The organism is Mammaliicoccus sp. J-M41, from assembly GCF_022385935.1.
Classification (GTDB): Bacteria; Bacillota; Bacilli; order Staphylococcales; family Staphylococcaceae; genus Mammaliicoccus; species Mammaliicoccus sciuri_A.
Genome location: NZ_JAJNIR010000003.1, coordinates 105,150 through 127,740, shown reverse-complemented (window position 1 = coordinate 127,740; position 22,591 = coordinate 105,150). Strand labels below are relative to the sequence as shown.

The window sequence follows — 22,591 nt, the reverse complement described above, 5'->3', positions numbered from 1 at the left end:
ACGCTCTCTTCTCATAAAAAGACCACCTACTTTCTTAATTTTAACAATACTTCTCTTTAAAGAAGTTGTCCAATTAAGTGTAGACGGTCCAATCTTCCACACAAAAATCTCAAATCTTCCACACCTATATCCAACAAATCACCCACCTATCTCCCATACCCACTTCATCCAACTCATTTCTCCCAACAAAAAAAGAGCAAAATTTGAAATTTTGCTCTCCTCTATCAAAGTTATGCTGCATTTTCTTCTACTGCTGTAAATATCATGCGCTCTTCGAACAATAATGTATCTGGATTATAATTATCACATGTTATTAATGTTAATTGATTCGGTTTACCTTTATGTTCATCTAATACTTCAACTTGATTTGGCTTCACATTTTTAATGTTTTTAATTATATATGTCTTTTTACCTTTTAATGTGATGAGTTCTACTTTATCGCCAACTTTTGCGCGATCGAGATAGTTAAATCTTATTCCTGCACCTTCTACACGATGTCCTGCGATTGCAACATTTTGCTCACTTAATTGTTCATTCTCATCTACTAAAGACAATCCATTTTTTAAATTTTGTTCTGTTGCTGGTCCTTTAAATATAGGCTCTGATATATCTGCTGCTGGTACTTTTAAATAACCAACCATATGTTCATTTACTTTTAAGTTATCTGTTTCTGTTTTTGTAATCCATGATTCTATTGGATTTATTTTAACGCTGTCATCATGATTTTCATACGACTCAATGACTTTATCATTAACACGGTCTGTAAAATACGTTCTAATATCATTCCAGAAGAAAATAGATATTGCCGTCATGATTAATAAGATACCTATAATTTTATATAACCATCTCATGTTTCTAACCTACTCTCAAAATATGGTAATTCAAATTTATACAATACGTGTACCAATGTCAATCAAAATTTTGTTCTGACATAGATTCTTGTACTAATAATCTCAATTTATCATATTCAGATTTGAAAAATTCACCTGATTGCACTAATTCACTCGCTTCGTCTCTTGCAACTTCTAACATTCTATAATCTTCTACAATATTTGCAACTCTGAAATCAGGCAAGCCACTTTGTTTAACGCCAAAGAAGTCACCTGGTCCTCTCATTTCCAAATCTCGTTCTGATAAATAAAAGCCGTCAGTAGATTCCGTCATAATGTGCATACGTTCTACACCACTCTCAGTTTTAGGTGATGCTACTAACGTACAGTAACTTTGATGATGACTTCTACCGACACGTCCTCTTAATTGGTGTAATGTAGATAAACCAAATCGGTCAGCATCATAGATAATCATAAATGTTGCATTAGGGACGTTCACCCCAACTTCAACAACAGTCGTAGAAACTAATATCGCGATTTCATTATTACTAAATTTATTCATGATTTCATCTTTTTCATCTGCATGCATTTTACCATGTACAAGACCGACTTTATCAGCACCGAAACGCAACTGTAATTGCTCATAAATTGCGACCACATTTTGAACATCCAACGCTTCACTTTCTTCTATTAATGGACAAATGGCATACGCTTGTCGACCTTTTAATATTTCACTGTTTAGTTGATTCAGTACATGATCAATTTCTTCATGTTTAGCCCATGAAGTCAAAATTTCTTTTCTACCTTTAGGCATTTGTTTAATCGAAGTTACATCCATTTCACCGAACGCAGAGATCGACAATGTTCTCGGTATTGGTGTTGCTGTCATAAATAAGACATTTGTATCTGCACCTTTTTCACGCAACTTCTTACGTTGATTTACACCAAATCGATGCTGTTCATCAATGATAACTAATCCAATATCATTGAACGCTACATCATCTTGAATTAGTGCATGCGTACCTACAATAACGTCAACTTCTCCTGCTTCCAACTGTTCAAGTAATAATTTTCTTTTTTTACCTTTAACTGAACTTGTTAATAAAGCGACATTCAATTGCCCACCAAACAACTCATCTAAACTGATTGCATGTTGTTCAGCTAATATAGCTGTTGGAACCATAAGTGCACTTTGCTTACCTGCATTAAACATTGCATAAATCGCAATAGCTGCAACAACCGTTTTACCCGAACCTACATCACCTTGTAATAATCGATGCATTTTAATAGGTGCTTTTAAATCTCTAAAAATTTCATTCACACTATTTTTCTGAGCATCTGTTAATTCAAATGGTAATGTTTCGATAAAAGATTTCACCGCATTAACATCATAATTTAAACCTTCTATTTTATTAGATTCTTTTTCTAATTTGCTTAACCATTTCATCTTTAACTGAAATAAGAATAATTCATTAAATGAAAATGTGCGTCGTGCTAATTTGAGGTGATTAAATTGAAGTGGTTTATGTAAAATTGGAATGACATCTTTTAGTGGCATTAATTTATACTTATCCATTAAATTTGGAGATAACCATTCATCAATTTCAACAATTTGTAATGCTTGTTCAATATATTTATTAAGCTGCTTTTGTTTTAAACCTTCTTTTAATCGGTAAATAGGTGTTAACGCGTTTCCACCGTCTTCTTTTTCAGCCATTACTTTTTGACCAGCAATAATTTGTTTCTTTTGATCCCATTTACCTTTGATTGTAACTGTTTCACCCATAATGAGTCTTTTTTTCAAATAGGGTTGATTAAAGAATGTGACTTTAACGGCAATTTGATCAATCAACATATGGCACGTTAATTTAGATTTATTTCTACCAAAAAATGCAACAGTCGGACTAGAGTACACTTCTCCAGTAACAGTGACAACATCACCATCAGTTGCTTCATTTAAATTAACGACAGATTCATCTTCGTAACGTGTTGGTAAATACAACACTAAATCTTCTAATGTATAGATATTTAATTCATTTAATAACTGTAAACTTTTTGGTCCAACACCTTTAAGTTCTTGCAAAGTTCGCTCTGTATATATTAGATGTTGCTTATTCATTTTTATCACCTATATTTATTAATACTCTAATTATAGAACAAATACATGATATAAACCAATCGATTTCACCAAAATGAGCTTGATACAAACAAATAAAGACCAGGACAATGAATCATGTCCCAGCCTTATAAATTAATGTTTTGGTTAATTTCCAAATATCTCTTGTTTTAATCTTTCTCCTGTTGGTGTACCTGCTAAACCACCACGACCAGTTTCACGTAGTGCTGAAGGCATTGTTTGGCCAATTTTATACATAGCTTCTATAACTTCATCAGTAGGAATTCTTGATTTCACGCCTGCTAAAGCCATATCAGCTGAAATAATTGCATTTGAAGCACCTGCAGCGTTTCTCTTAACACAAGGTACTTCTACTAAACCTGCAACTGGATCACAAACAAGTCCTAACATATTTTTTAAGCTAATCGCAAAAGCTTCTGCAGATTGTTGAGGTGTACCGCCAGCCATTTCTACTGTTGCAGCAGCACTCATCGCAGCCGCTGAACCAACTTCAGCTTGGCAACCACCAGCCGCACCTGATATAGATGCGTTATTCGCAACAACAAATCCAAATGCACCCGTTGTAAATAAGAAATGTAACATATCTTCTCTAGTTGGGTTTAGTCTTTTTTTCAGCGCAAATAATACACCTGGCGCAACCCCTGCAGAACCGGCAGTTGGTGTTGCACATATTTTACCCATTGCTGCGTTCACTTCGTTCGTCGCAACAGCTTTACTTACTGCATCAATCATTAAATCACCCGAAAGTGATTGACCACTTTCTAAATAATCTTGTAAAAGTACAGCATCCATTCCAGTTAAACCTGTTGTTGACGTTACACCATTTATACCACGTTCAATGGCTTTTTCCATTGTATCTAAATTGCGTTCCATATTTTGATAAACTTCTTCTTTAGAGAGTTTAGACACACGCATTTCTTGTTCAATCATGACTTCATAAATTTTTTTATTTTCTTTTTCACAAATTTCAATAAGTTCTTTTACACTTTGAAACATGATAACCCTCCTTTTATGATTCCCCCATTAATGTGACTGTCTGTACACCATCAATTTCTTTAATTTTATTTAAGACTTCTTGTGGAATATCATCATCTAATTCACACGTCATTAATGCAAGTTCACCTTTCTCTTTACGGGCCACTTGCATACTACCAACATTAATACGATAATCACCAAAGACATTGGTCACTTTCCCGATTGTGCCAAACGTATCCTTATGAAAAACAAGTAACGCAGGATAATTCCCACTGATGGCAATTTGGAATCCGTTTATCGCAACGATTTCAACTTTACCACCACCAATTGAAATACCTTCTACTGAGATTTCCATTTCTTTATTTCTCATATTGATAATTGCAGTATTCGGATGTGATCGCTCTTCAAACATTTCGATAAAGTTGACATCAATCTGTTGTTGTTCAGCATCTTGAAGACTTGTTTTAATTCGATCATCGTCTGTATCATAGCCTAAAATACCGCCGACTAACGCAACGTCAGTCCCATGTCCTTTATAAGTTTCCATGAAAGACCCATATAAATATATATCAATATGTTCAGGTTTACCATCAAATAAACCTCTAGCTATTAATCCAATTCTTACTGCACCAGCAGTATGTGATGAAGATGGTCCAACCATTACAGGACCAATAATGTCAAAGACACTTCTATATTTCATCAATAATCACTCGTTTCTCTTTTAATTTCACCATACCATTATAACAACTTTTGCTCGTTTTGTAAGCGTTTTACAACGCAAAAGACAACAACGCTTTTGTTTAACATTGTTGTCTTTTATCTTGAGATTATTCTACTGAGAATAAGAATGAGTAAATTGGTTGGTCACCTTGATGTACTTCTACTTCAACTTCTTCATAGTTTTCTTCAACATATGATACTAATTGATCGACTTCTTCATCAGTAGCGTCTTCACCTTTAATAATTGTTAAAATTTCACTGTCTTCATCAATCATTTCATCGATAAGCTTTTTACTAGCTGTTAGGTGGTCAGCATCACTTACTTTAATACTGCTTTCATGGATACCCATGAACTCACCTTTTTTAATTGTAATACCATCTATATTTGTATCTCTAACGGCATATGTTACAGAACCTGATTTTACAAAACGCATTGCATCTTCCATATGTGCTTTATTCTCTTCGATTGTTTGCTCTAAGTTAAGATTTAACATTGCTGAAAGACCTTGAGATACTGTTTTTGATGCGACAACAGCTACAGGTATATCAACTAAATGTTCAACTTGCTCAGCTGCCATAATAATATTTTTATTATTTGGTAAGATGATTGCATTTTTACAACCTGATTGTTTTACAACTTTTACAATATCTTCTGTTGAAGGATTCATAGTTTGGCCACCGCTGATGACATGAGTTGCACCAAGTGATTTAAATAATGTTGTGATTCCTTCACCCATTGAAATTGTAATAACTGCTGTTTCAATCTCTTCTTGCTCTTGTTGTTCTTGTTTTATTTTTTTATCTGCGCTTTTACGAAGTACTTCTCTATGTTGTTCACGCATGTTTTCGATTTTAATTTTAATGAGTTCACCGTATTGGCTACCGTAAGATAATACTTCACCTGGTGTTTCAGAATGAACATGTACTTTTACGATTTCATCATCAGAGATTACAAGTAATGAATCACCGAATTGACTCATATCTTCTCTGAATTGTTCTTCATCGAATGCTTTTTTATCTTTTCCAAAGCGAACCATAATTTCAGTACAGTAGCCGTAGACGATATCTTCAGTATTCATGACACCACCGAAATCATGGTCATCATTAATAAATTCGTCTGTATCTACTTTTTCTTTAGCTGGTTGAATTTTTTCGCCTTTTAATGTTGCTAAGAAGCCTTCATAAACAAACATTAAACCTTGTCCACCACTATCCACAACACCTACTTCTTTAAGTACAGGTAGTTGGTTTGGTGTGTTTTCTAATGCTGTTTGACCTTCTTTAATGACTGCTTCCATAACTGTTATAACATCTTCTGTTGATTCAGCTGCTTTAACAGCCGCTTCTCCAGCTACTCTCGCAACTGTTAAAATCGTTCCTTCAACTGGTTTCATTACAGCTTTATATGCTGTATTCACACCTGCTTGGAATGCTTTAGCGAATTGTTGAGCATCAATTTCTTGTTCATTCTCAATCGATTTTGAGAATCCTCTAAATAATTGAGATAAGATAACACCTGAGTTACCTCTTGCGCCCATTAACAATCCTTTAGAAAATATTTTACCAACCTCACCGATATGTACATTACTATGAGCTTTAACCTCTGCTGCACCTGATGACATTGATAAATTCATATTTGTTCCTGTATCTCCATCTGGTACAGGGAACACATTTAAAGAATCTACAAAATCTGCATTGTTTGATAAACTATCTGATCCTTGTACGATCATATCAGCAAACAATTTGCCGTCAATCTTATTCATACTGTATTTGCCTCCCTATGCTTCCTCATCATCATTAATAACTCTAACACCTTGGATATATATGTTGACTGCGTTGACTTTTAAATTTAATGATTGTTCTAAAGTATATTTAACAGCAGATTGGACATTGTTTGCTATTTCTGAGATTTTCGTACCATAACTCACAATTATATACATATCTACATCAAGAACACCTTCGTTTTGAGATACAATAACACCTTTGGCATAATTATCACGCCCAAGAATTTCTGCAATACCATCTCTAACTTGATGTTTACTTGCCATACCAACGATACCATAACATTCTACGGCAGCTCCGCCAGCAAGCGTTGCAATAACGTCATTTGAAATATCGATACTTCCATACTCATTTGTAATTTCTAAAGTCATGATTACGTCCCTCCTACACATTTAAATTTTTTCGTTTTATAAACTACTTTTATATGTTCTGTTTAATTATACTTAATATCACATTCACATCGCAAGAATTCATCATTTTAATCACGTTTTTTATACAACGTTTTCACAATATATTATTATAACAAATAAATTGAACTTTAAAATACTTTTTGCGAAATTTGTTATTATTTTTTCGCTAATTTGCAAAAAAGCCGTTGAATAAATTAAAAGTGCGTGTTATATTATTAAAGTGTGTAAACGTAAATAAATGTGTATTTATATTTCATTAAAGGAGGATATTTATGGCTAAAGAATGTTTCGTAACAGGTCGTAAAGCTAGAACTGGTAACCACCGTTCTCACGCATTAAATGCTAACAAACGTCGTTGGAACGCTAATTTACAAAAAGTTAGAATCTTAGTTGACGGTAAACCTAAACGTGTATGGGTTTCAGCTCGTGCGCTTAAATCAGGTAAAGTTACACGCGTTTAATGAATATAAGTCACATATAAAAAAGAGAACCTTTGTGTGGAAGGTTCTCTTTTTTTATTTATCTTTACTTTGTACCATCAATATATTGCCAAGTTCAACTGTCACTAATGGATGTTCATGACCCGCTTTAAACTCATTACTAATTGTTAACGTTGAGCCTTGTGCCAAAGTTGTAAATGGCAAATCATATTTAAATTCTTCTAATTTTATTCGTATATTCGTACTTAACGGAATAAACGACACATATTTCATACCTTCTACTTGTGAAATTCGATGATTTCCTGCTTTTAATACTGTAATTTCATTTTGTTCATCTACGAGCGTGATTTGAATATTATCTTCCAGAAATTCTGGTTTCGTTAATATTTGAACAGCACCCATAAAATGATCTAATCGGCCACCTGTCGCACCATATATTCTAATTTCTTCGTATCCGAGTTCAACTGCTAAGTTAACCGCTAATGCAAGATCGGTATCATCCTTTTCTTTATTAACCGGATCAATATCGATATGATTAATAATTTGTTGATACTCTTCATCTGATACAGAATCAAAATCTCCTATAGCAGCAACAGGCTTAATATCATGTTTAATTAATTCAATTGTACCTCTATCTACACCTATCCAATCAATGTGCTTTTCATCTTGAAGAATATGTTCATTGATATGACGCATACTACATAATAGATTTACTTTCACGATTAATCACCCTTTAATTTGTGTACAGGTACTTTGTAGTCTTCATGTTTGAAGTAATAAGATCCTGCAACTAATATGTCTGCTCCATGTGCTTTACATAACGCACCTGTTTCTTCATTAACACCACCATCAACTTCAATTTCAAAGTTTAAGTCATGTTCATTTCTATATTCGTCTAACCAAGTAATTTTACTTAACGTAGATTCTATAAAGCTTTGACCACCAAATCCAGGATTCACAGTCATAATTAGAACAAAGTCCACATCACCTAAAATTTGCGATAAGGATTCTACAGGCGTTCCAGGATTGATCACAACACCTGCTAATTTATTATGCGCTTTGATTTGTTGTATCGCTCTATGAATGTGTAGTGTCGCCTCGAAGTGAACAGATACCATGTCACTACCCGCTTCACAAAACGCGTCAATCATTTGTTCTGGGTTCTCGATCATTAAATGTGTATCAATCGTCATATCAGTTACTTTTCTTAATGATTCTAAAATAGGTAAACCAATTGATATATTCGGTACAAACTGACCATCCATTACATCAAAATGTAAAATGTCTGCGCCAGATTCCTTAACGCGTGTTACTTCTTGTTTTAATTCTGCAAAATCACAAGCTAAAAGTGAAGGTGCTATTTTTACCATTAATATCTTACCTTTCTATTTTGAATTTCTTCGAATAATGTCAAATAGTGCTTATATCTTAACTGATAAAAAAGATTGTCTTGTATGCGTTCTTTTACCGCACATTTAGGTTCATTAATGTGCGTACAATTTCTAAATTTACACTGTGATTTAATGGCTTCAAATTCTGGGAATAAATCTGCAAGTTCTTCCTTTTCAATATGTGAAAAGTCTAATGCGCTAAATCCAGGTGTATCCGCTAAATAACCACCATCTAGCTCATACAACTCAACGTGTCTTGTCGTATGTTTACCACGATTAAGCGCTTTTGAGATTTTGTTCGTTTCTAAATTCAAATCCTCGAACAATCTATTCATAATCGTGGATTTACCAACACCAGATTGGCCACTTAACACGATAATACCGTCAATTAAAGGTTTAATCGCATTTGATACATCATCTTCTTCGCCAATAAATAAAGTTTCATATCCAATTGATCGATATTGAGCTAATTTATCTTGAATTTGTTGAATTTCATCATCAGTAGCGAGATCTTTTTTAGTTACACATATTATCGGTGTAATATTGTATGAATGAACGACTACGAGAAATCTATCTAATAATTGTTGACTAAACGCTGGTTCTGATGCGCTCATCACGACAATAACTTTATGAATATTTGAGACTGGTGGTCTTAATAATATATTCTCACGTTCATGAATATGTTGAATATACCCACCCGTTTCATTTTCAACTTGAAAATCAACAATATCTCCGACAACAGGAGATGTCTTCTTCTTTCTGAATAACCCTCGAGCTCTCGTAATATATATACCATCATCAGCTTGTACTGAATAATCTCCACTTATTGATTTAATAATACGACCCGTTTTCAATATAACACCTACCTCATTTTATTTTAATTATACCAAATCATACTGCTTAAATAATCAATTATTTATATTGCTTAAACAAAATCGTTACTTCTGTTCCTTTATCGACTTCACTTTCGAAGAAGATTTGAGCATCATGATGTTTAATAATTGAATCAACTATTGATAAACCAAGACCGTTACTATCAACATGAATATTATGTGATTGATCACCTTTATAAAATCGATCTTTAATATGTTTCAATTGTTTCTCAGTCATGCCATAACCTTCATCAATAATAGAAACTTTTACAAATTCATTTTCTTCTTTAAGATCAATTTGTATCATACTATGTTTAGGTGAGTATTTAATAGCATTATTTAATATATTATAGAGTGCTTGATAAAGTAACTTATGATTACCTTTAATTGTTAAATCATCCATATCAAATAGAACTGAGATTTCATTGTCTTCTAATAAGAAATTCAGATTTTGAACGACTTCTTTAATGACTTTTTGAACATGTACTGTTTCATTAAAGGACAAATGTTCACTATTATCTAATTCCGATAACAACAATAATTGTTTCGTTAAATTACTCAAACGGTATGCTCTAGCATATATATCTTCTATAATTTGTATTCTGTTATTTTCATCATGTTCATGTTCAAGTTCTCTTAATAAACTTAAAATAGATTGAAGTGGAGATTTAATTTCATGAGACACATTTTGAACAAAGGATTGTCTCATCATTTCTAGTTGTTTAAGTTCATCTCTCATCTTAATAAATCGATGTTGTAATATACCTATTTCATCGTCACGTGTTACTTTGATATCCACATCAAAATCACCTTTACGTAATGATTCTGTTGTCTTCATAAGTCGTCTAATTGGGTTTGCCAATGAATAACTTGAAAATAGCACGAGTATTAATGAAATGACGACAAGTAACACAAGTAATATCGCTAAAAATATTCTAAATTCGCCTAACATGGAACCGACACTAGGTCTTAAGAATAACGCATATTCAGCACCTTGGTGTTGAATTTTGATACCGACAGTGTTTCTCGTTTCATTATCAAAGAATCCTGTAATAAAAATATTAAACGGTCTATTTTTAATACCATGATACGTTTTTCCGTCTAATACATCTTCAACTGCTTGATTATCTAAATTATATTTTCTAAAGTTATCACCATAGTAAGTCGGTTTCAACTTACCGTTATATAATACAGCTTGATAATGAAGTTCGCTTAAATGATTTAAATAATTATCCAACGACATTTCATTATCATGATCAATATAATCTTGTACGTCTTTTAAAGTATTAAACACTTTGTGGTCATTTTTTTCTTTTAAATCTATATGATAATAAATATTTGTAAGAATGAATCCTAAAATAGCACTTACGAGCATTACAACTATTGTATAGATCGTTATACGTTGCGCTAAAGACTTAAACCTCATGAGCTAGCACCGCCTTGTAACCAACGCCTCTCACAGTTTTAATCAAGACATCGCTCTCTAACTTTTCTAATCGCTTTCTAATACGTTTAATATGTACATCAAGCGTTCGCTCGTCTCCTTCGAAATCAATGCCCCATACAACTTCAATGATTTTGTCTCGTTGTAATACTTTGTCTTTGTTACGCATTAAATAATCTAGTAATGCAAATTCTTTCTTTGGTAAAAGCATTGTTTTCTGATTAATCGTTATTTCCATATCAACACTATTAATATGTGTATTACCTATTTGAAGTTCATTGGATGAATTAATTTTAAATCTGCGTAGTACAGCTTTTATTCTAAATATTAACTCTTTAATTTCAAATGGTTTCGTTACGTAATCATCTGTTCCAGCAAGAAATGCATTTTCTTTATCACTCAACTCATCTCTTGCAGTTAACATGATAACTGGAATATCAAAACTATCTTTAAGTATTTGGCACAATTCAAAACCGTCCATACCTGGCATCATAATATCTACAACAGCGATATCAATATATTTATGCTCTACAACTTCTAAAGCTTCCTCACCACTGAGACTTGTTATAACATTTATATGTTCACGTTCAATTTCTCGCTTCAAATCATTTAAGATAAATTTATCATCATCTACAACTAAACAAGTTACCATGTCATCACCTCTTTACCTATGATACCAAATATCTTTGAAAATTTTCATATATACATGAATTCAGGCTGAAATTTCGAATGAAATTTCAGCCTGAATAATATTATTATAATGAATTAATTCATGATTAAACTGATTCTACGTTACGGTTTACTAATGCATTAACATTTTCAATGATTGTACCACTTACGACACGACCTGGTAATTTATTTAAATTAACAGATAGGTCTTGGTCTTTTTTCATATCATATGAAATGTTTCTAGCGAAGTATTTCATTGATTCTTCCATGATGATAATTGTCATCCATTCACCCGCACAACGGTGGTTTGTATAATAATCGCCGCCACCTTGAGGTATTAAATCAAATGGGCTTCCGTCCCAATCGCTGAAGCGGTTTGGATAGAATCTTTCTGGATTCTCCCATAAGCCTTCTCTATGCAATGTTCCGTAAATATCTAATACTAAGAACGTATCTTTCTCAATAGTATAGCCATCAAATTCGATATCTACTGCTGCTTTACCAGGTAAAAATGGTACGAAAGGATAGAATCTTCTAACTTCTTGTACAAATTTATAAGCATAGTCATTTTCATTATTGAAAACTTTTTCTGCTTCTCCTGGATAATCATGTAATGCTTTCACACCGAAACTAACAAAACGGTTAATTGCGACTAGAGGACGCACAACGTTCATTAAATCGATCGCACACAATCTAGAATCCATTAAATTACCTTCAAAATCTTCCCAATGACTAAATTCATGTAATGCTGTACCTTGTGGAGGTGTTAATTTACCTTCACGTACTGCAATAATTTGATTTTCTAGGAATGTTTCTACTCTATCTCTTGCTTTTTTAGCTTCTCTATAACCTTTGAATGCAGTACCGATATTTTTGAATGAATCGATCATAGTATCCATATCTTTAGCACAGCTTTCGATTTCTTCAGGAGAAGCGATAATGCCTGCCCATCTAAATCCAACTTTAGTTAATAGAATGATAGATTCTTTATAAACGTTAACTTCGTCCATTCTTTCCATACGTTCAGTATTCATAAACCAAGTACTACGTGTAAGTTCTCTCAAATATTCTAAGTTTTCTTCAGTCATTAATGACATAAATAGAGCTTTACGGTCTATGTGTTTTTTACCACCAGTAGTATGTATAGCGCCTTTACCGAATAAAGTATTAACAACACGTTTAGGTAACGTACCTTGTCTTTCAATTAATTCATTGTTATAAAAAATCTCTGCAGCTTCTTTACCGCTAAATACAACTGTTCTTCTTCCACCTAATGCTCTTAATTCAAAAATATTTGTATCAAATTTCTCAAGTCTATTTGGTACATATTTATAGCCTTCTTTTAAGACTTTTAATGTACTGTCTAGACCTCTATCTTTTGGTATTTGCTTACCCATAAAGTTAATGCCCCCTAGAATTTTTGTAAATTTCATATACTTACATATTATTTCATTTTCTGCGAAAATAATCAATCAACTACTATTATCAATTGAAAATTTTATATCTTTGTCAACTAATGCATGCCTTTTTGACCACTCAATTAGCGTATCTGGATAAACGACATCATCTTGAATCGATTGACTTAGATTATCAACTGGAAAACTAAGTATAAATCGTTGATCAATAATTTCTTCAACAATATTAAAAAATGATAAATTCCCACTTGTTGGTCTTCCGACAAGATTGACTATTCCCGATTTTGCTATTTTATAAACGAGCCATTCAGCTGCATAAGATGTATCCTTATCAATTAAGACCACAATTTCTTCAAATCGACTTAATCCGATAAAATCAATTTTATCATCATCAAAGAGTTTCCAATCACCAACAGGTTGATCCAAAATATTTTGATAAAAAGCTTGTTCATTCATTTCACTGCACGCTTTATACAAACGTTCTAATTTTTGCTTAAATAACGTCTTATGACGCTCTCGCTCAACCTTTACGTGTGTGTCTCTCGTTAATATCGTTTCTTGATTACCAATCTCATAAAAATAAGGTATAAGAAACTCTGCGATACTTAAATTTTTAAATTGTGCATTCCTAAAATCAAACACGACTTTTTTAGATGATTCTTGAATTTTGGATAATTTATATAACGCTTCAACAGCTTGTTCAAAACTTATATCTCCGTTAAATTCTAATATTGGCACATCATCCTTAACTGTCATATCAATCGTATGTTCAGTACTCACCGGATAATGTCTCAATTCAAAGCGATAAGTTTGATTCGCTCTTTTTACTTCTACTTCATTTTGGAAAGTTAAAATATGTCCCCATTCTTCTCTATGGTATGGTTCATCTTTTAATAAACGATGATATCTCATTCTACAATATTCAATAGAATCCCCTGATAACTGTGTAATTTCATCACCAACAACAAAGCGTATATCATCCAGCACTTCCATAACAACTAAAGCATCCTTAGTAGCCCTCACCTTAATCCCCACTTGCTTGTCAGGAACTTTCAATGCCTTAATAGACGTATTTAACAAGCCTATATCATAGAAGAAATTATTCATAACTTCTATAAAGACTTGATCAGTCAGATGAGATGAGGTCACAATATTTTTATACTCTTCATAAATAGCGTTCTTTTGATCAGCATCTACAATAGCATGTTCTGTTTGACGATATACATATTCATATAAAGACACATAAGGAAGCATATTTTTCACCCCAGACTCATTTTCTAAATTTTACTAAGAACTAAGCATTAAATCAATAGTGTATAAAAATAGAGACTGAAACACTGTTTAATGTTTCAGTCTCTCATATAGCTATATACTTTTCATATATTTAGAAATCATCGTAATGAATTGTGTTACTTTCAATTTCTTTACCATCTACTTCAACGCGATATTCAGCTGATTCGCCTTTTGGAATCGTGAAATTAATGCTTCTTGTTGTATCTTTTTTAATCGTAAAGGAATCTGCAACTTTTTTAATATCATTTGATTTATCTTTAACAAAGATTTCTACTTTTTGACCTTTTTTACTATCAGATCCTGTAAATGGTATATAAACTGATTGTGTATATGTTTTATCTCTTGCATTATCATTGTTGTCATCATTTTTATCTTTGTCATCTGATTTATCTGAGTCAGAGTCTTTATCTTCACCTTTAGATACATCAAAGTAAATCGTTGATTCGACTGGCAATTGTCCATCTTTAAATGATTGTTTGACAATTGTATCTGCTGGTTCATCACTTTCAACTTCAGATTGTTCTACTTTAAATCCTAGCGCTTCAAGTTCAGAAGTTGCTTTACTGATTTCTTCACCCGTATAATCTTTAACGTATTCTTGCTTCACGCCGATTGATTTTGTCAAAATAATCATCGTATCTTTAGGTACGACTTTAGAACCTGGTTCAATATTTTGATTAATTACTGTGCCATTCACCGCTTTATCGTATTGTTCTTTTATACGGACAGATTCAAAGCCTTGTTTTTCTAATTGCTTTTTCGTTTTGTCTGCTGATTTTCCAACATAATCTTCTACGGTAAACGTCTTAACACCTTGAGATATCACTAAATCAACTTTAGTCATCTCTTTGACTTTACTACCTACTTTAGGTGTTACTTTCATAACTTCGCCTTCTTTAAAGCTATTACTATAGGCTTCTGTTATTTTGCCTTTACTTAAACCTTTTTCATCTATTAAAGCTAAGGCTTCACCACGTGATTTTCCTAATAAGTTAGGCACATCTACATATTTAGGTGCTGTTAAGGCAAAACCGATTGCACCTACTAACATACATAATAGTAAAATAGGTACAAAAACGATTAACCATTTATTTCGCTTACGTTTAGGCTTATTTGTTTCCGTATTTTGTTGTTGTGCATTAGCATTTTGTTGCGTCGTTGCATTTGGAACAGTCTTTGTATCACTTTCTTCTTCATCTGCTTTTATAACGGGCATTGTTTTAGTATCTGAATCAGAATCATACCTAGGTAATTCATCTTTACGTTCATCATCCAATGCTGTTAAAAGGTCATTATACATTTCATTTGTATCACGGTACCTGAGTGACTTTTCTTTACGCGTTGCTTTCATAATGACATTTTCTATACTTTGAGGTATAGATGGTCGTTCTTTTCTAATAGAAGGCAACTCTTCTTGAATATGTTTAATGGCTACACTTACAGGCGTTTCCCCATTAAATGGTGGGTGTCCTGTTAATAATTCATACAATACAATACCAATAGAATAAATATCTGATGATTCATCTGTTGATTGACCTTTAGCTTGTTCAGGCGATAAATATTGAACAGAACCCATAACATGATTCGTTTCAGTTAGAGCTGTTTCACTTAATGCCCTTGCGATACCAAAGTCTAATATTTTTAACGTCCCATTTTTAGTCATGAGAATGTTCTGCGGTTTAATATCTCGATGAATAATTCGATGATGGTGTGCATGTGCGATACCTTTTAAGATTTGAAGCGTCATTTCAACCGCTTCATCTGCAGATAACTTACCTTCTTTACATAGATATTCCTTTAATGTTGGTCCTTCTATATATTCCATAACAAGGTAATAACAATTATCATCTTCTTCTACATCCAGTACATTCACAACGTTACTATGACTTAAAATCGTCGTATTTTGAACTTCTCGTTCGAAACGTTCAACGGCTTTTTCTTTTTCATAAGGCGGTATGTTGATTACTTTCACTGCTACATCACGGTTCAAGATCTTATCTTTCGCTAAATAGACGTTACTCATACCACCGCCACCAAGATACTTCACAAATTCATAGCGACCGGCGATTATGCGACCTATCATATTTTTCCACCTTCAAATGGATATAATATTAACGAGATATTATCTTTACCTTCGACTTCTATTGTTTCTTCGATAAGCGTTTCACCAATATCCTCAACCGTACCTTTATGAGACATCACAATTTGTTGAACGTCATCTTCATGTAAGTAATCTGTCAAACCATCTGAATTTAAAAGCAAATAATCATAAAATTTTGTATTGTAGTAAAAAATATCTGGGTTAACACGTTTATCTGTTCCCATAACTTTTGTAATAATGTTTCTTTGAGGATGCGTGAAAGCTTCTTCTTTCGTAATTTCCCCAATCGTAACAAGATGATTAACAAATGTATGATCATTTGTTAATTGCATCATTTCACGACTGTTCATCAAATAAGCACGTGAATCACCTATATTAGCTACAACGATGTCTTTTTCATAGACTAGAGCACAAACACAAGTTGTACCCATGCCTCTATACATCTCATTGTTCATAGACTCGTTATATAATTGTCTGTTTATATCAGCTAAGTTAGATTGCAACCAATCTTCAGCATGATCATATTCAATATAATTTTCATCTTCGAATCTAGCTTTAAGTGAATCATTCACAAATTGACTTGCAACTTCACCAGCAGCATGTCCACCCATACCATCACAAATCACTAATAACACTTGACCTGTTTGATTTGTATAGATACCACCTGCATCTTCATTTTGTTCTCGAAATTGACCGACATCTGTAAAAAACCGTGCTTCCATGATTTGTTACCTCGTTTCTTCTTTTCGCTCTTTTGCTCTTAGTTGTCCACATGCAGCATCAATATCTGCACCTTGATTACGTCTTATTGTAGCATTTATCCCGTTTCTTTTTAATTCTTTTTCGAATTTAAAGATATCTTCTTTTGATGTTTTTACATAATCACGTTCTGGTACGTGGTTAACTGGAATTAAGTTCACGTGACAGTTTAAATGTTTAATTAATTTTGCCAATGCTTTTGCATGATGAACTTGGTCATTCACGCCTCCGAATAAACCATATTCAAATGTGATTCTTCTATTCGTTTTGTTGACATAGTATTCAATAGCTTCCATTAATTTATCTAAATCATAAGCTCTGTTAATAGGCATCAATCTAGAACGTGTTTCATTATCAGCTGCATGTAAACTCAATGCGAAGTTTATTTGTAGTGATTCATCAGCAAAATCATAAATTTTAGGAACAATTCCTGATGTAGAAACTGTAATATGACGTGCACCGATGTTTAAACCTTTATTATGATTAATGATTTTTAAGAATCCCATCATTTCATCATAGTTCTCAAATGGTTCACCAATACCCATAATAACAACTTGGCTAACACGCTCATCCGTAGCATCTAAAGCTTTTTGAACTGTTAATACTTGCGCAACAATTTCACCCGCTTCAAGGTTACGTTTCAATCCACCAATTGATGAGGCACAGAACGTACAACCTATACGACAACCTACTTGAGTTGTCACACAAACTGAATTCCCATATTCATGTCTCATTAATACTGTTTCAATCGTGTATCCATCTTGTAATTCAAAAAGAAACTTGATAGTTCCATCTTTACTTTCTTGTTTAACAGCTACTTCTAACGTTGTAATTTCAAATGATTGAACTAGTTTTTCTCTCAATTCTTTTGAAAGATTTGTCATTTCGCTAAAAGCGTCTACTCTTTTAACATATAACCAATCAAAAATTTGTTTAGCTCTAAACTTTGGTTCTGATTGATCGATCAACCAATCTTCTAATTCTCCTAATTGTAATGAATATATTGAAGGTCTTTCGAAGTTTGGCATAAATTTATTGCGTTTTTTCTGTATCGCTGGCATATTAACTTTCCTTTCTCTTAATTTTAGTAATAAAGAAACCATCTGAATTATAATCTTGAGGTAGTAGCTGTAATGTTTTAGTTTCTTGATTTGTTCTTGGATCTATAAATGGTGCGAATTCAAACTCTGGATTTGCTTTTAAGAATGAATAAACAACATTTTCATTTTCCATTTGTTCGATTGTACAAGTTGAGTACACTAATTCTCCATTCGGTGCGAGAGATTTACTCGCATTTTCAAGGATCTCTAATTGTAAGTGCCATAATGATTCAACATCTTTTGACGTCTTGTCATATTTAATTTCAGGCTTTCTTCTCATGACACCAAATCCACTACACGGTGCATCTACAAGGATGTAATCATATGTTTGATCAAAAGGCTGAGTTGCATCGTGTACAGCTGCTGTTACATTTTTAAGTCTTAATTTTTTGATATTAAAATCAATTAAATCTATTTTATGTGGGTGAATGTCAAACGCATCAACATGACCTGTTTGATTCATGATTTCAGCGATATGACAAGTCTTACCACCTGGTGCACTACATGTATCTAATACTGTACTATTCGGTTTTGGATTCAAAATTTCTGCTACAAACATTGAACTCTTATCTTGTACAGATAATAAACCATCTTTAAATAATCTATCATTTACAATGGCTTCACCTTTAACATGTAAACATCTTTCTATGTCTTTATCTATTTCGACAGTATAACCATTACTTTGTAATCTTTCAACTGCATCTTCAACAGATATACGTGTTGTATTTACTCTTACTGTTGTATCTGGCGGTGTTAAACTTAGTAAACACATTTCTCTTGTCTTTTCATATCCAAAATGTGTAATCCAATGTTTCGTTAACCATAAAGGTACACTACCCTCTATTGAAAGTTTCTTATCATCATGTTTGATTTCATCTAATGTTCTTAATGGTGTAGACATGAAATTTCTAAGAATCGCATTGATTGCTTTACTATTGTGTAAATCACCGCGTACTTTAGCAATATTGACAGCTTCATTGATAATCGCATGATTTGGAACTTTATCTAAATATACATATTGATATGCACTCATGATTAATAGACGTTTCATCCAACCTTTTAACTTCGTCTTAATAAAAGGTTCAATTAAATATTCTAAAGTGATTTTTCTTTGTAAAGTACCATATACAAGTTCTGTTAATAATCCGACATCTTTTTTAGATACGGCTTCGTTTTTTATCGCTTCATTAAGTTGTAGATTACTATATGCTTCACCTGTTAGTACATCATCTAGAATCGTTAATGCAACGTTTCTTACATTGTTTTTCATCATATTAATTTAGTCCCATCAATTTTTGATTGTAATCCGCTTAAATAATCTCGTGCTTGCACACGTTTTTTACCTGCTAATTGTATTTCAGTTAAAGCAACACCATCTTCACTACCTGTTGCTACAATAATAGCTGATTTAGTTGTTTCAACAATTTCTCCTGGATTACCTTTAACATTTCTTACAATTTCACTGCGCCACAATTTCATATTTTTATCATTCATCGTTGTATAAGCAACTGGCCAAGGTGATAACCCTCTAATATGGTTATGAATTGATTCAGCATCTTGTGTCCAGTCAATTCTTTCATCTTCTCTTGAAATATTTGAAGCAAAACTTACAAGAGATTCATCTTGAGGAATGCTATCATTTGTTCCATTAAAAATAGTAGGTAAAGTTCGTTTCAATAATGCTGTACCGAGTACTGCTAGTTGATCATGAACATCTCCTACTGTGTCGTTCTCTTTAATGTCGATTTCATCTTGGCTAATAATATTACCTGCATCTAATTTTTCTGCCATATACATAATTGTTACGCCTGTCTTCTTCTCACCATTCATAACTGCATAATGAATCGGAGCACCACCGCGATATTTAGGTAGCAATGAAGCATGTACATTGACTGCTTTATATTTTGGCGCATCTAATAGTGATTTTGGTAATAGCTGTCCAAATGCTGCAGTTACGATTAAATCAGGTTGTAAATTAATAATCTCTTCTAATTCTGGAGAATGATTTAATTTTTCAGGTTGATATACTGGAATATTGTGTTCGACTGCTACTTTTTTAACAGGAGGTGGTGTCAGTACTTTTTTTCTACCTACTGGACGATCAGGTTGAGTAACAACTGCAATCACTTCATGTTCTTCGATTAGCATTTCAAGAATGCCTGTAGAAAAATCTGGTGTACCCATAAATACAATTTTACTCATCCTTATACATCTCCTCTAGTTCTTCTTCGCTAATTTCTCTTGTCATCTTATCCGTGAATAACTCACCATATAAATGATCTACTTCATGTAAAATAATACGTGCAATATCATCATACGCAGTTAGTTCAACTTCATTACCATTTAAATCATTACTTTTCACAACAATCATTTTACTTCTGTTCACTTCTCCAAAGACGCCAGGTACGCTGAGACAACCTTCTACATCAGCTTCAGTTTCTTCAGATTGAGAAACAATCGTTGGATTGATCAGCTGCAAAATACCTTCTTGCTCCATATCAACAATCGCAACTTTAAGATCAACGCCAATTTGAGGTGCAGCTATACCCACCCCATCATTTTCAAACATTGTATCCTCTAAATCAGCAATTAATGTTTTTAAAGACTCATCAAAAGTCACAACATCTTTAACTTCTCTATTTAATATTGGATTTGGTACCGTAACAAGTGGTTTTACAGCCATATCTATCGCTCCTTTTTAAAAACTCATCGTATAATTATAACGTAAATCAATATAAAAAGCGACAGGGAAAATTCATCTACAGTCGCTTATATTGATTTGATAGAAATTTTTAAGTAATCGAAGTAAAATTGAATTACCAATAAATAACAGAAAGGAGTCCTTTATGAACACATCCGATTACTATCAATATTTACTCGCACTTGAATCACGGAAGATTTTATCGAAAGATGAGAGAAATAATCTTCTAACTTATTACAATGGTAAAGAAGGAGAACGCTATTTAAAATTATTTTTAAACACGATACCAAACATCTGCTATATTTACGACTTCGAATTCGGTAATCAACATCATGTCCAAATTGATTATTTAGTCGCAACAGATAATACACTTTTCTTATTTGAAATTAAACATTATAGAGACGAGTGGCACTTCGAACAAGATTTCTTAAAAAATAGTTACGGAATCACTACGAAATCCCCCATTAAACAAACTCAATTTATGAAATCTGAATTAGAAAAATTACTGTATCAAAATGGTATACATATAAATATTCAGCCTTATATCATTTTTACGAATCCTCATTTTATACCCGTTGGAAACTGGCCACATGATCAAAATATCATCTACTTCAATCAATTGAATCAAATCAAAGATATTTTACTATCCCAATCATCAAAGTTTAACCCCGCATTATTAAACTTTTTATTGCAACACAAGAAAATTCACTCCACTTATTATCAAAAAGAAATCACACCATACTTCGACATCAGCTTAGCAGGTATAAAATGCCCGAGGTGCAGAAAAATGAACACAATCAATATAGTAGAAAGTAAAATCTACTATAACTGCACGTACTGTCATTGTAAGATCAAATCCGAAAAAATCATTCTGTACAATTTGAAAGAACTCTATTATTTAAAAAGAGACGGCTTCACATTTGATGAAGCCATCCAGTGGTGTTATCCGGTGAAAGAATATACGATTGGTCGTGTTTGTAACAAGTATTTTAAATCAGCTAAGAAAAGAAATAGAAAATTCTTCCCTAAATAAACTATTGTGGTGTTCGTTATTTGCACTTTTAACAAGAACTGCTTTTAACGGGGTCAGTATTTGCACCTTTAGCCAAAACTGCTAATAACAGTATCAGTATTTGCACCTTTGGCCAAAACTGCTAATAACGAAGTCAGTACTCCCCCACATACATCAATTTCTTGAATTTAATCTATTTATTGATATTATCAACTTGAGGTGAGGATTATGCACACTAAAAATAAAAATGAATTGGAATTCACCATTTTCAATATTGATGTTAAAGTTGTTACTTTTTATAAATTTCTATATCAAATTAACGATATCATTCTTGCGATGATATTTATAACGGGTAGTATTCTATTTTTTAATGAATCAACTACTTTTGCAGGAACTGTTCTATTTGTAATTGGGAGTTTCCAAATGCTCATTCGTCCTTTGATTGCAATTTCAAGAGATATTCACATAAGCAAAATTAGAAAAGAGAACTAGAATTAGACATCATCAATATTTAATACCAAATCAAATTCCAAGTGATAC

Annotated in this window: 22 protein-coding genes; 3 read left to right on the top strand and 19 right to left on the bottom strand. The window is 32.8% G+C overall.

Annotated elements, in window-relative coordinates:
* Nucleotides 1-230: 230 nt before the first annotated feature.
* From LQ686_RS02545 to LQ686_RS02520, 6 genes are all read right to left on the bottom strand, one after another.
* Nucleotides 231-851: a class A sortase gene (locus LQ686_RS02545; protein ID WP_107565722.1), complete on the bottom strand. Its 621-nt coding sequence runs from the start codon at nucleotides 849-851 to the stop codon at nucleotides 231-233.
* 58 nt (nucleotides 852-909) lie between these two features.
* The gene (gene recG / locus LQ686_RS02540; RefSeq protein WP_107596822.1) at nucleotides 910-2,949 is read right to left on the bottom strand and encodes an ATP-dependent DNA helicase RecG; all 2,040 of its coding nucleotides are present in this window, start codon (nucleotides 2,947-2,949) and stop codon (nucleotides 910-912) included.
* A 144-nt stretch (nucleotides 2,950-3,093) separates the two neighbouring features.
* Nucleotides 3,094-3,963 carry an L-serine ammonia-lyase, iron-sulfur-dependent, subunit alpha gene (gene sdaAA, locus LQ686_RS02535; protein ID WP_107565724.1) on the bottom strand — a complete coding sequence of 290 codons (870 nt, stop codon included), beginning with the start codon at nucleotides 3,961-3,963 and terminating at the stop codon, nucleotides 3,094-3,096.
* A 13-nt stretch (nucleotides 3,964-3,976) separates the two neighbouring features.
* Complete coding sequence (gene sdaAB / locus LQ686_RS02530; protein ID WP_025904553.1) at nucleotides 3,977-4,642, bottom strand: L-serine ammonia-lyase, iron-sulfur-dependent subunit beta; 666 nt, start codon at nucleotides 4,640-4,642, stop codon at nucleotides 3,977-3,979.
* A gap of 127 nt (nucleotides 4,643-4,769) precedes the next feature.
* Complete coding sequence (gene fakA, locus LQ686_RS02525; protein WP_107565725.1) at nucleotides 4,770-6,425, bottom strand: fatty acid kinase catalytic subunit FakA; 1,656 nt, start codon at nucleotides 6,423-6,425, stop codon at nucleotides 4,770-4,772.
* A gap of 15 nt (nucleotides 6,426-6,440) precedes the next feature.
* Nucleotides 6,441-6,815, bottom strand: coding sequence for an Asp23/Gls24 family envelope stress response protein (locus LQ686_RS02520; RefSeq protein ID WP_016911554.1), 375 nt, complete (start codon nucleotides 6,813-6,815; stop codon nucleotides 6,441-6,443).
* A 311-nt stretch (nucleotides 6,816-7,126) separates the two neighbouring features.
* Here LQ686_RS02520 and rpmB point away from each other — a divergent pair, with 311 nt between their 5' ends.
* The gene (gene rpmB / locus LQ686_RS02515; protein WP_017000124.1) at nucleotides 7,127-7,315 is read left to right on the top strand and encodes a 50S ribosomal protein L28; all 189 of its coding nucleotides are present in this window, start codon (nucleotides 7,127-7,129) and stop codon (nucleotides 7,313-7,315) included.
* A 54-nt stretch (nucleotides 7,316-7,369) separates the two neighbouring features.
* Here the strand turns inward: rpmB and LQ686_RS02510 are convergent, their stop codons facing one another.
* From LQ686_RS02510 to def, 13 genes are all read right to left on the bottom strand, one after another.
* Nucleotides 7,370-8,014 carry a thiamine diphosphokinase gene (locus LQ686_RS02510; RefSeq protein WP_025904555.1) on the bottom strand — a complete coding sequence of 215 codons (645 nt, stop codon included), beginning with the start codon at nucleotides 8,012-8,014 and terminating at the stop codon, nucleotides 7,370-7,372.
* 2 nt (nucleotides 8,015-8,016) lie between these two features.
* Entirely contained in the window at nucleotides 8,017-8,664 is a 648-nt protein-coding gene (gene rpe, locus LQ686_RS02505) for a ribulose-phosphate 3-epimerase (RefSeq protein WP_107596821.1), read from the bottom strand.
* Nucleotides 8,664-9,539: a ribosome small subunit-dependent GTPase A gene (rsgA, locus tag LQ686_RS02500; RefSeq protein ID WP_107596820.1), complete on the bottom strand. Its 876-nt coding sequence runs from the start codon at nucleotides 9,537-9,539 to the stop codon at nucleotides 8,664-8,666. The genes rpe and rsgA overlap by 1 nt, the downstream gene beginning before the upstream one ends.
* Nucleotides 9,540-9,597: 58 nt before the next feature.
* Entirely contained in the window at nucleotides 9,598-10,983 is a 1,386-nt protein-coding gene (locus LQ686_RS02495) for a sensor histidine kinase (RefSeq protein WP_239733125.1), read from the bottom strand.
* Entirely contained in the window at nucleotides 10,973-11,653 is a 681-nt protein-coding gene (locus LQ686_RS02490) for a response regulator transcription factor (protein WP_025904559.1), read from the bottom strand. Before LQ686_RS02490 ends, LQ686_RS02495 begins: the two co-directional genes overlap by 11 nt.
* 124 nt (nucleotides 11,654-11,777) lie before the next feature.
* Nucleotides 11,778-13,067, bottom strand: coding sequence for a cytochrome P450 (locus tag LQ686_RS02485; protein WP_025904560.1), 1,290 nt, complete (start codon nucleotides 13,065-13,067; stop codon nucleotides 11,778-11,780).
* A 75-nt stretch (nucleotides 13,068-13,142) separates the two neighbouring features.
* A complete protein-coding gene (locus LQ686_RS02480) occupies nucleotides 13,143-14,339 on the bottom strand; it encodes a S41 family peptidase (RefSeq protein ID WP_107596818.1) in 1,197 nt (398 codons plus the stop codon).
* Nucleotides 14,340-14,469: 130 nt separating this feature from the next.
* Entirely contained in the window at nucleotides 14,470-16,461 is a 1,992-nt protein-coding gene (pknB, locus tag LQ686_RS02475; RefSeq protein ID WP_107596817.1) for a Stk1 family PASTA domain-containing Ser/Thr kinase, read from the bottom strand.
* Complete coding sequence (locus tag LQ686_RS02470; protein ID WP_037587595.1) at nucleotides 16,458-17,204, bottom strand: Stp1/IreP family PP2C-type Ser/Thr phosphatase; 747 nt, start codon at nucleotides 17,202-17,204, stop codon at nucleotides 16,458-16,460. Before LQ686_RS02470 ends, pknB begins: the two co-directional genes overlap by 4 nt.
* Before the next feature lie 3 nt (nucleotides 17,205-17,207).
* Entirely contained in the window at nucleotides 17,208-18,299 is a 1,092-nt protein-coding gene (rlmN, locus tag LQ686_RS02465; RefSeq protein ID WP_107565737.1) for a dual-specificity RNA methyltransferase RlmN, read from the bottom strand.
* 1 nt (nucleotide 18,300) lies between these two features.
* Nucleotides 18,301-19,611 (bottom strand): 16S rRNA (cytosine(967)-C(5))-methyltransferase RsmB, encoded by a 1,311-nt coding sequence (gene rsmB / locus LQ686_RS02460; protein ID WP_025904565.1) that lies wholly within the window; start codon nucleotides 19,609-19,611, stop codon nucleotides 18,301-18,303.
* Nucleotides 19,608-20,540 (bottom strand): methionyl-tRNA formyltransferase, encoded by a 933-nt coding sequence (gene fmt, locus LQ686_RS02455; RefSeq protein WP_037587594.1) that lies wholly within the window; start codon nucleotides 20,538-20,540, stop codon nucleotides 19,608-19,610. Before fmt ends, rsmB begins: the two co-directional genes overlap by 4 nt.
* Nucleotides 20,533-21,021, bottom strand: coding sequence for a peptide deformylase (def, locus tag LQ686_RS02450; protein WP_107565732.1), 489 nt, complete (start codon nucleotides 21,019-21,021; stop codon nucleotides 20,533-20,535). The genes fmt and def overlap by 8 nt, the downstream gene beginning before the upstream one ends.
* 163 nt (nucleotides 21,022-21,184) lie before the next feature.
* Here def and LQ686_RS02445 point away from each other — a divergent pair, with 163 nt between their 5' ends.
* Nucleotides 21,185-22,072, top strand: a complete 888-nt coding sequence (locus LQ686_RS02445; RefSeq protein ID WP_107596816.1) for a nuclease-related domain-containing protein — start codon at nucleotides 21,185-21,187, stop codon at nucleotides 22,070-22,072.
* A 207-nt stretch (nucleotides 22,073-22,279) separates the two neighbouring features.
* Nucleotides 22,280-22,543 (top strand): YrhK family protein, encoded by a 264-nt coding sequence (locus LQ686_RS02440; RefSeq protein WP_107572714.1) that lies wholly within the window; start codon nucleotides 22,280-22,282, stop codon nucleotides 22,541-22,543.
* Nucleotides 22,544-22,591: the final 48 nt, after the last annotated feature.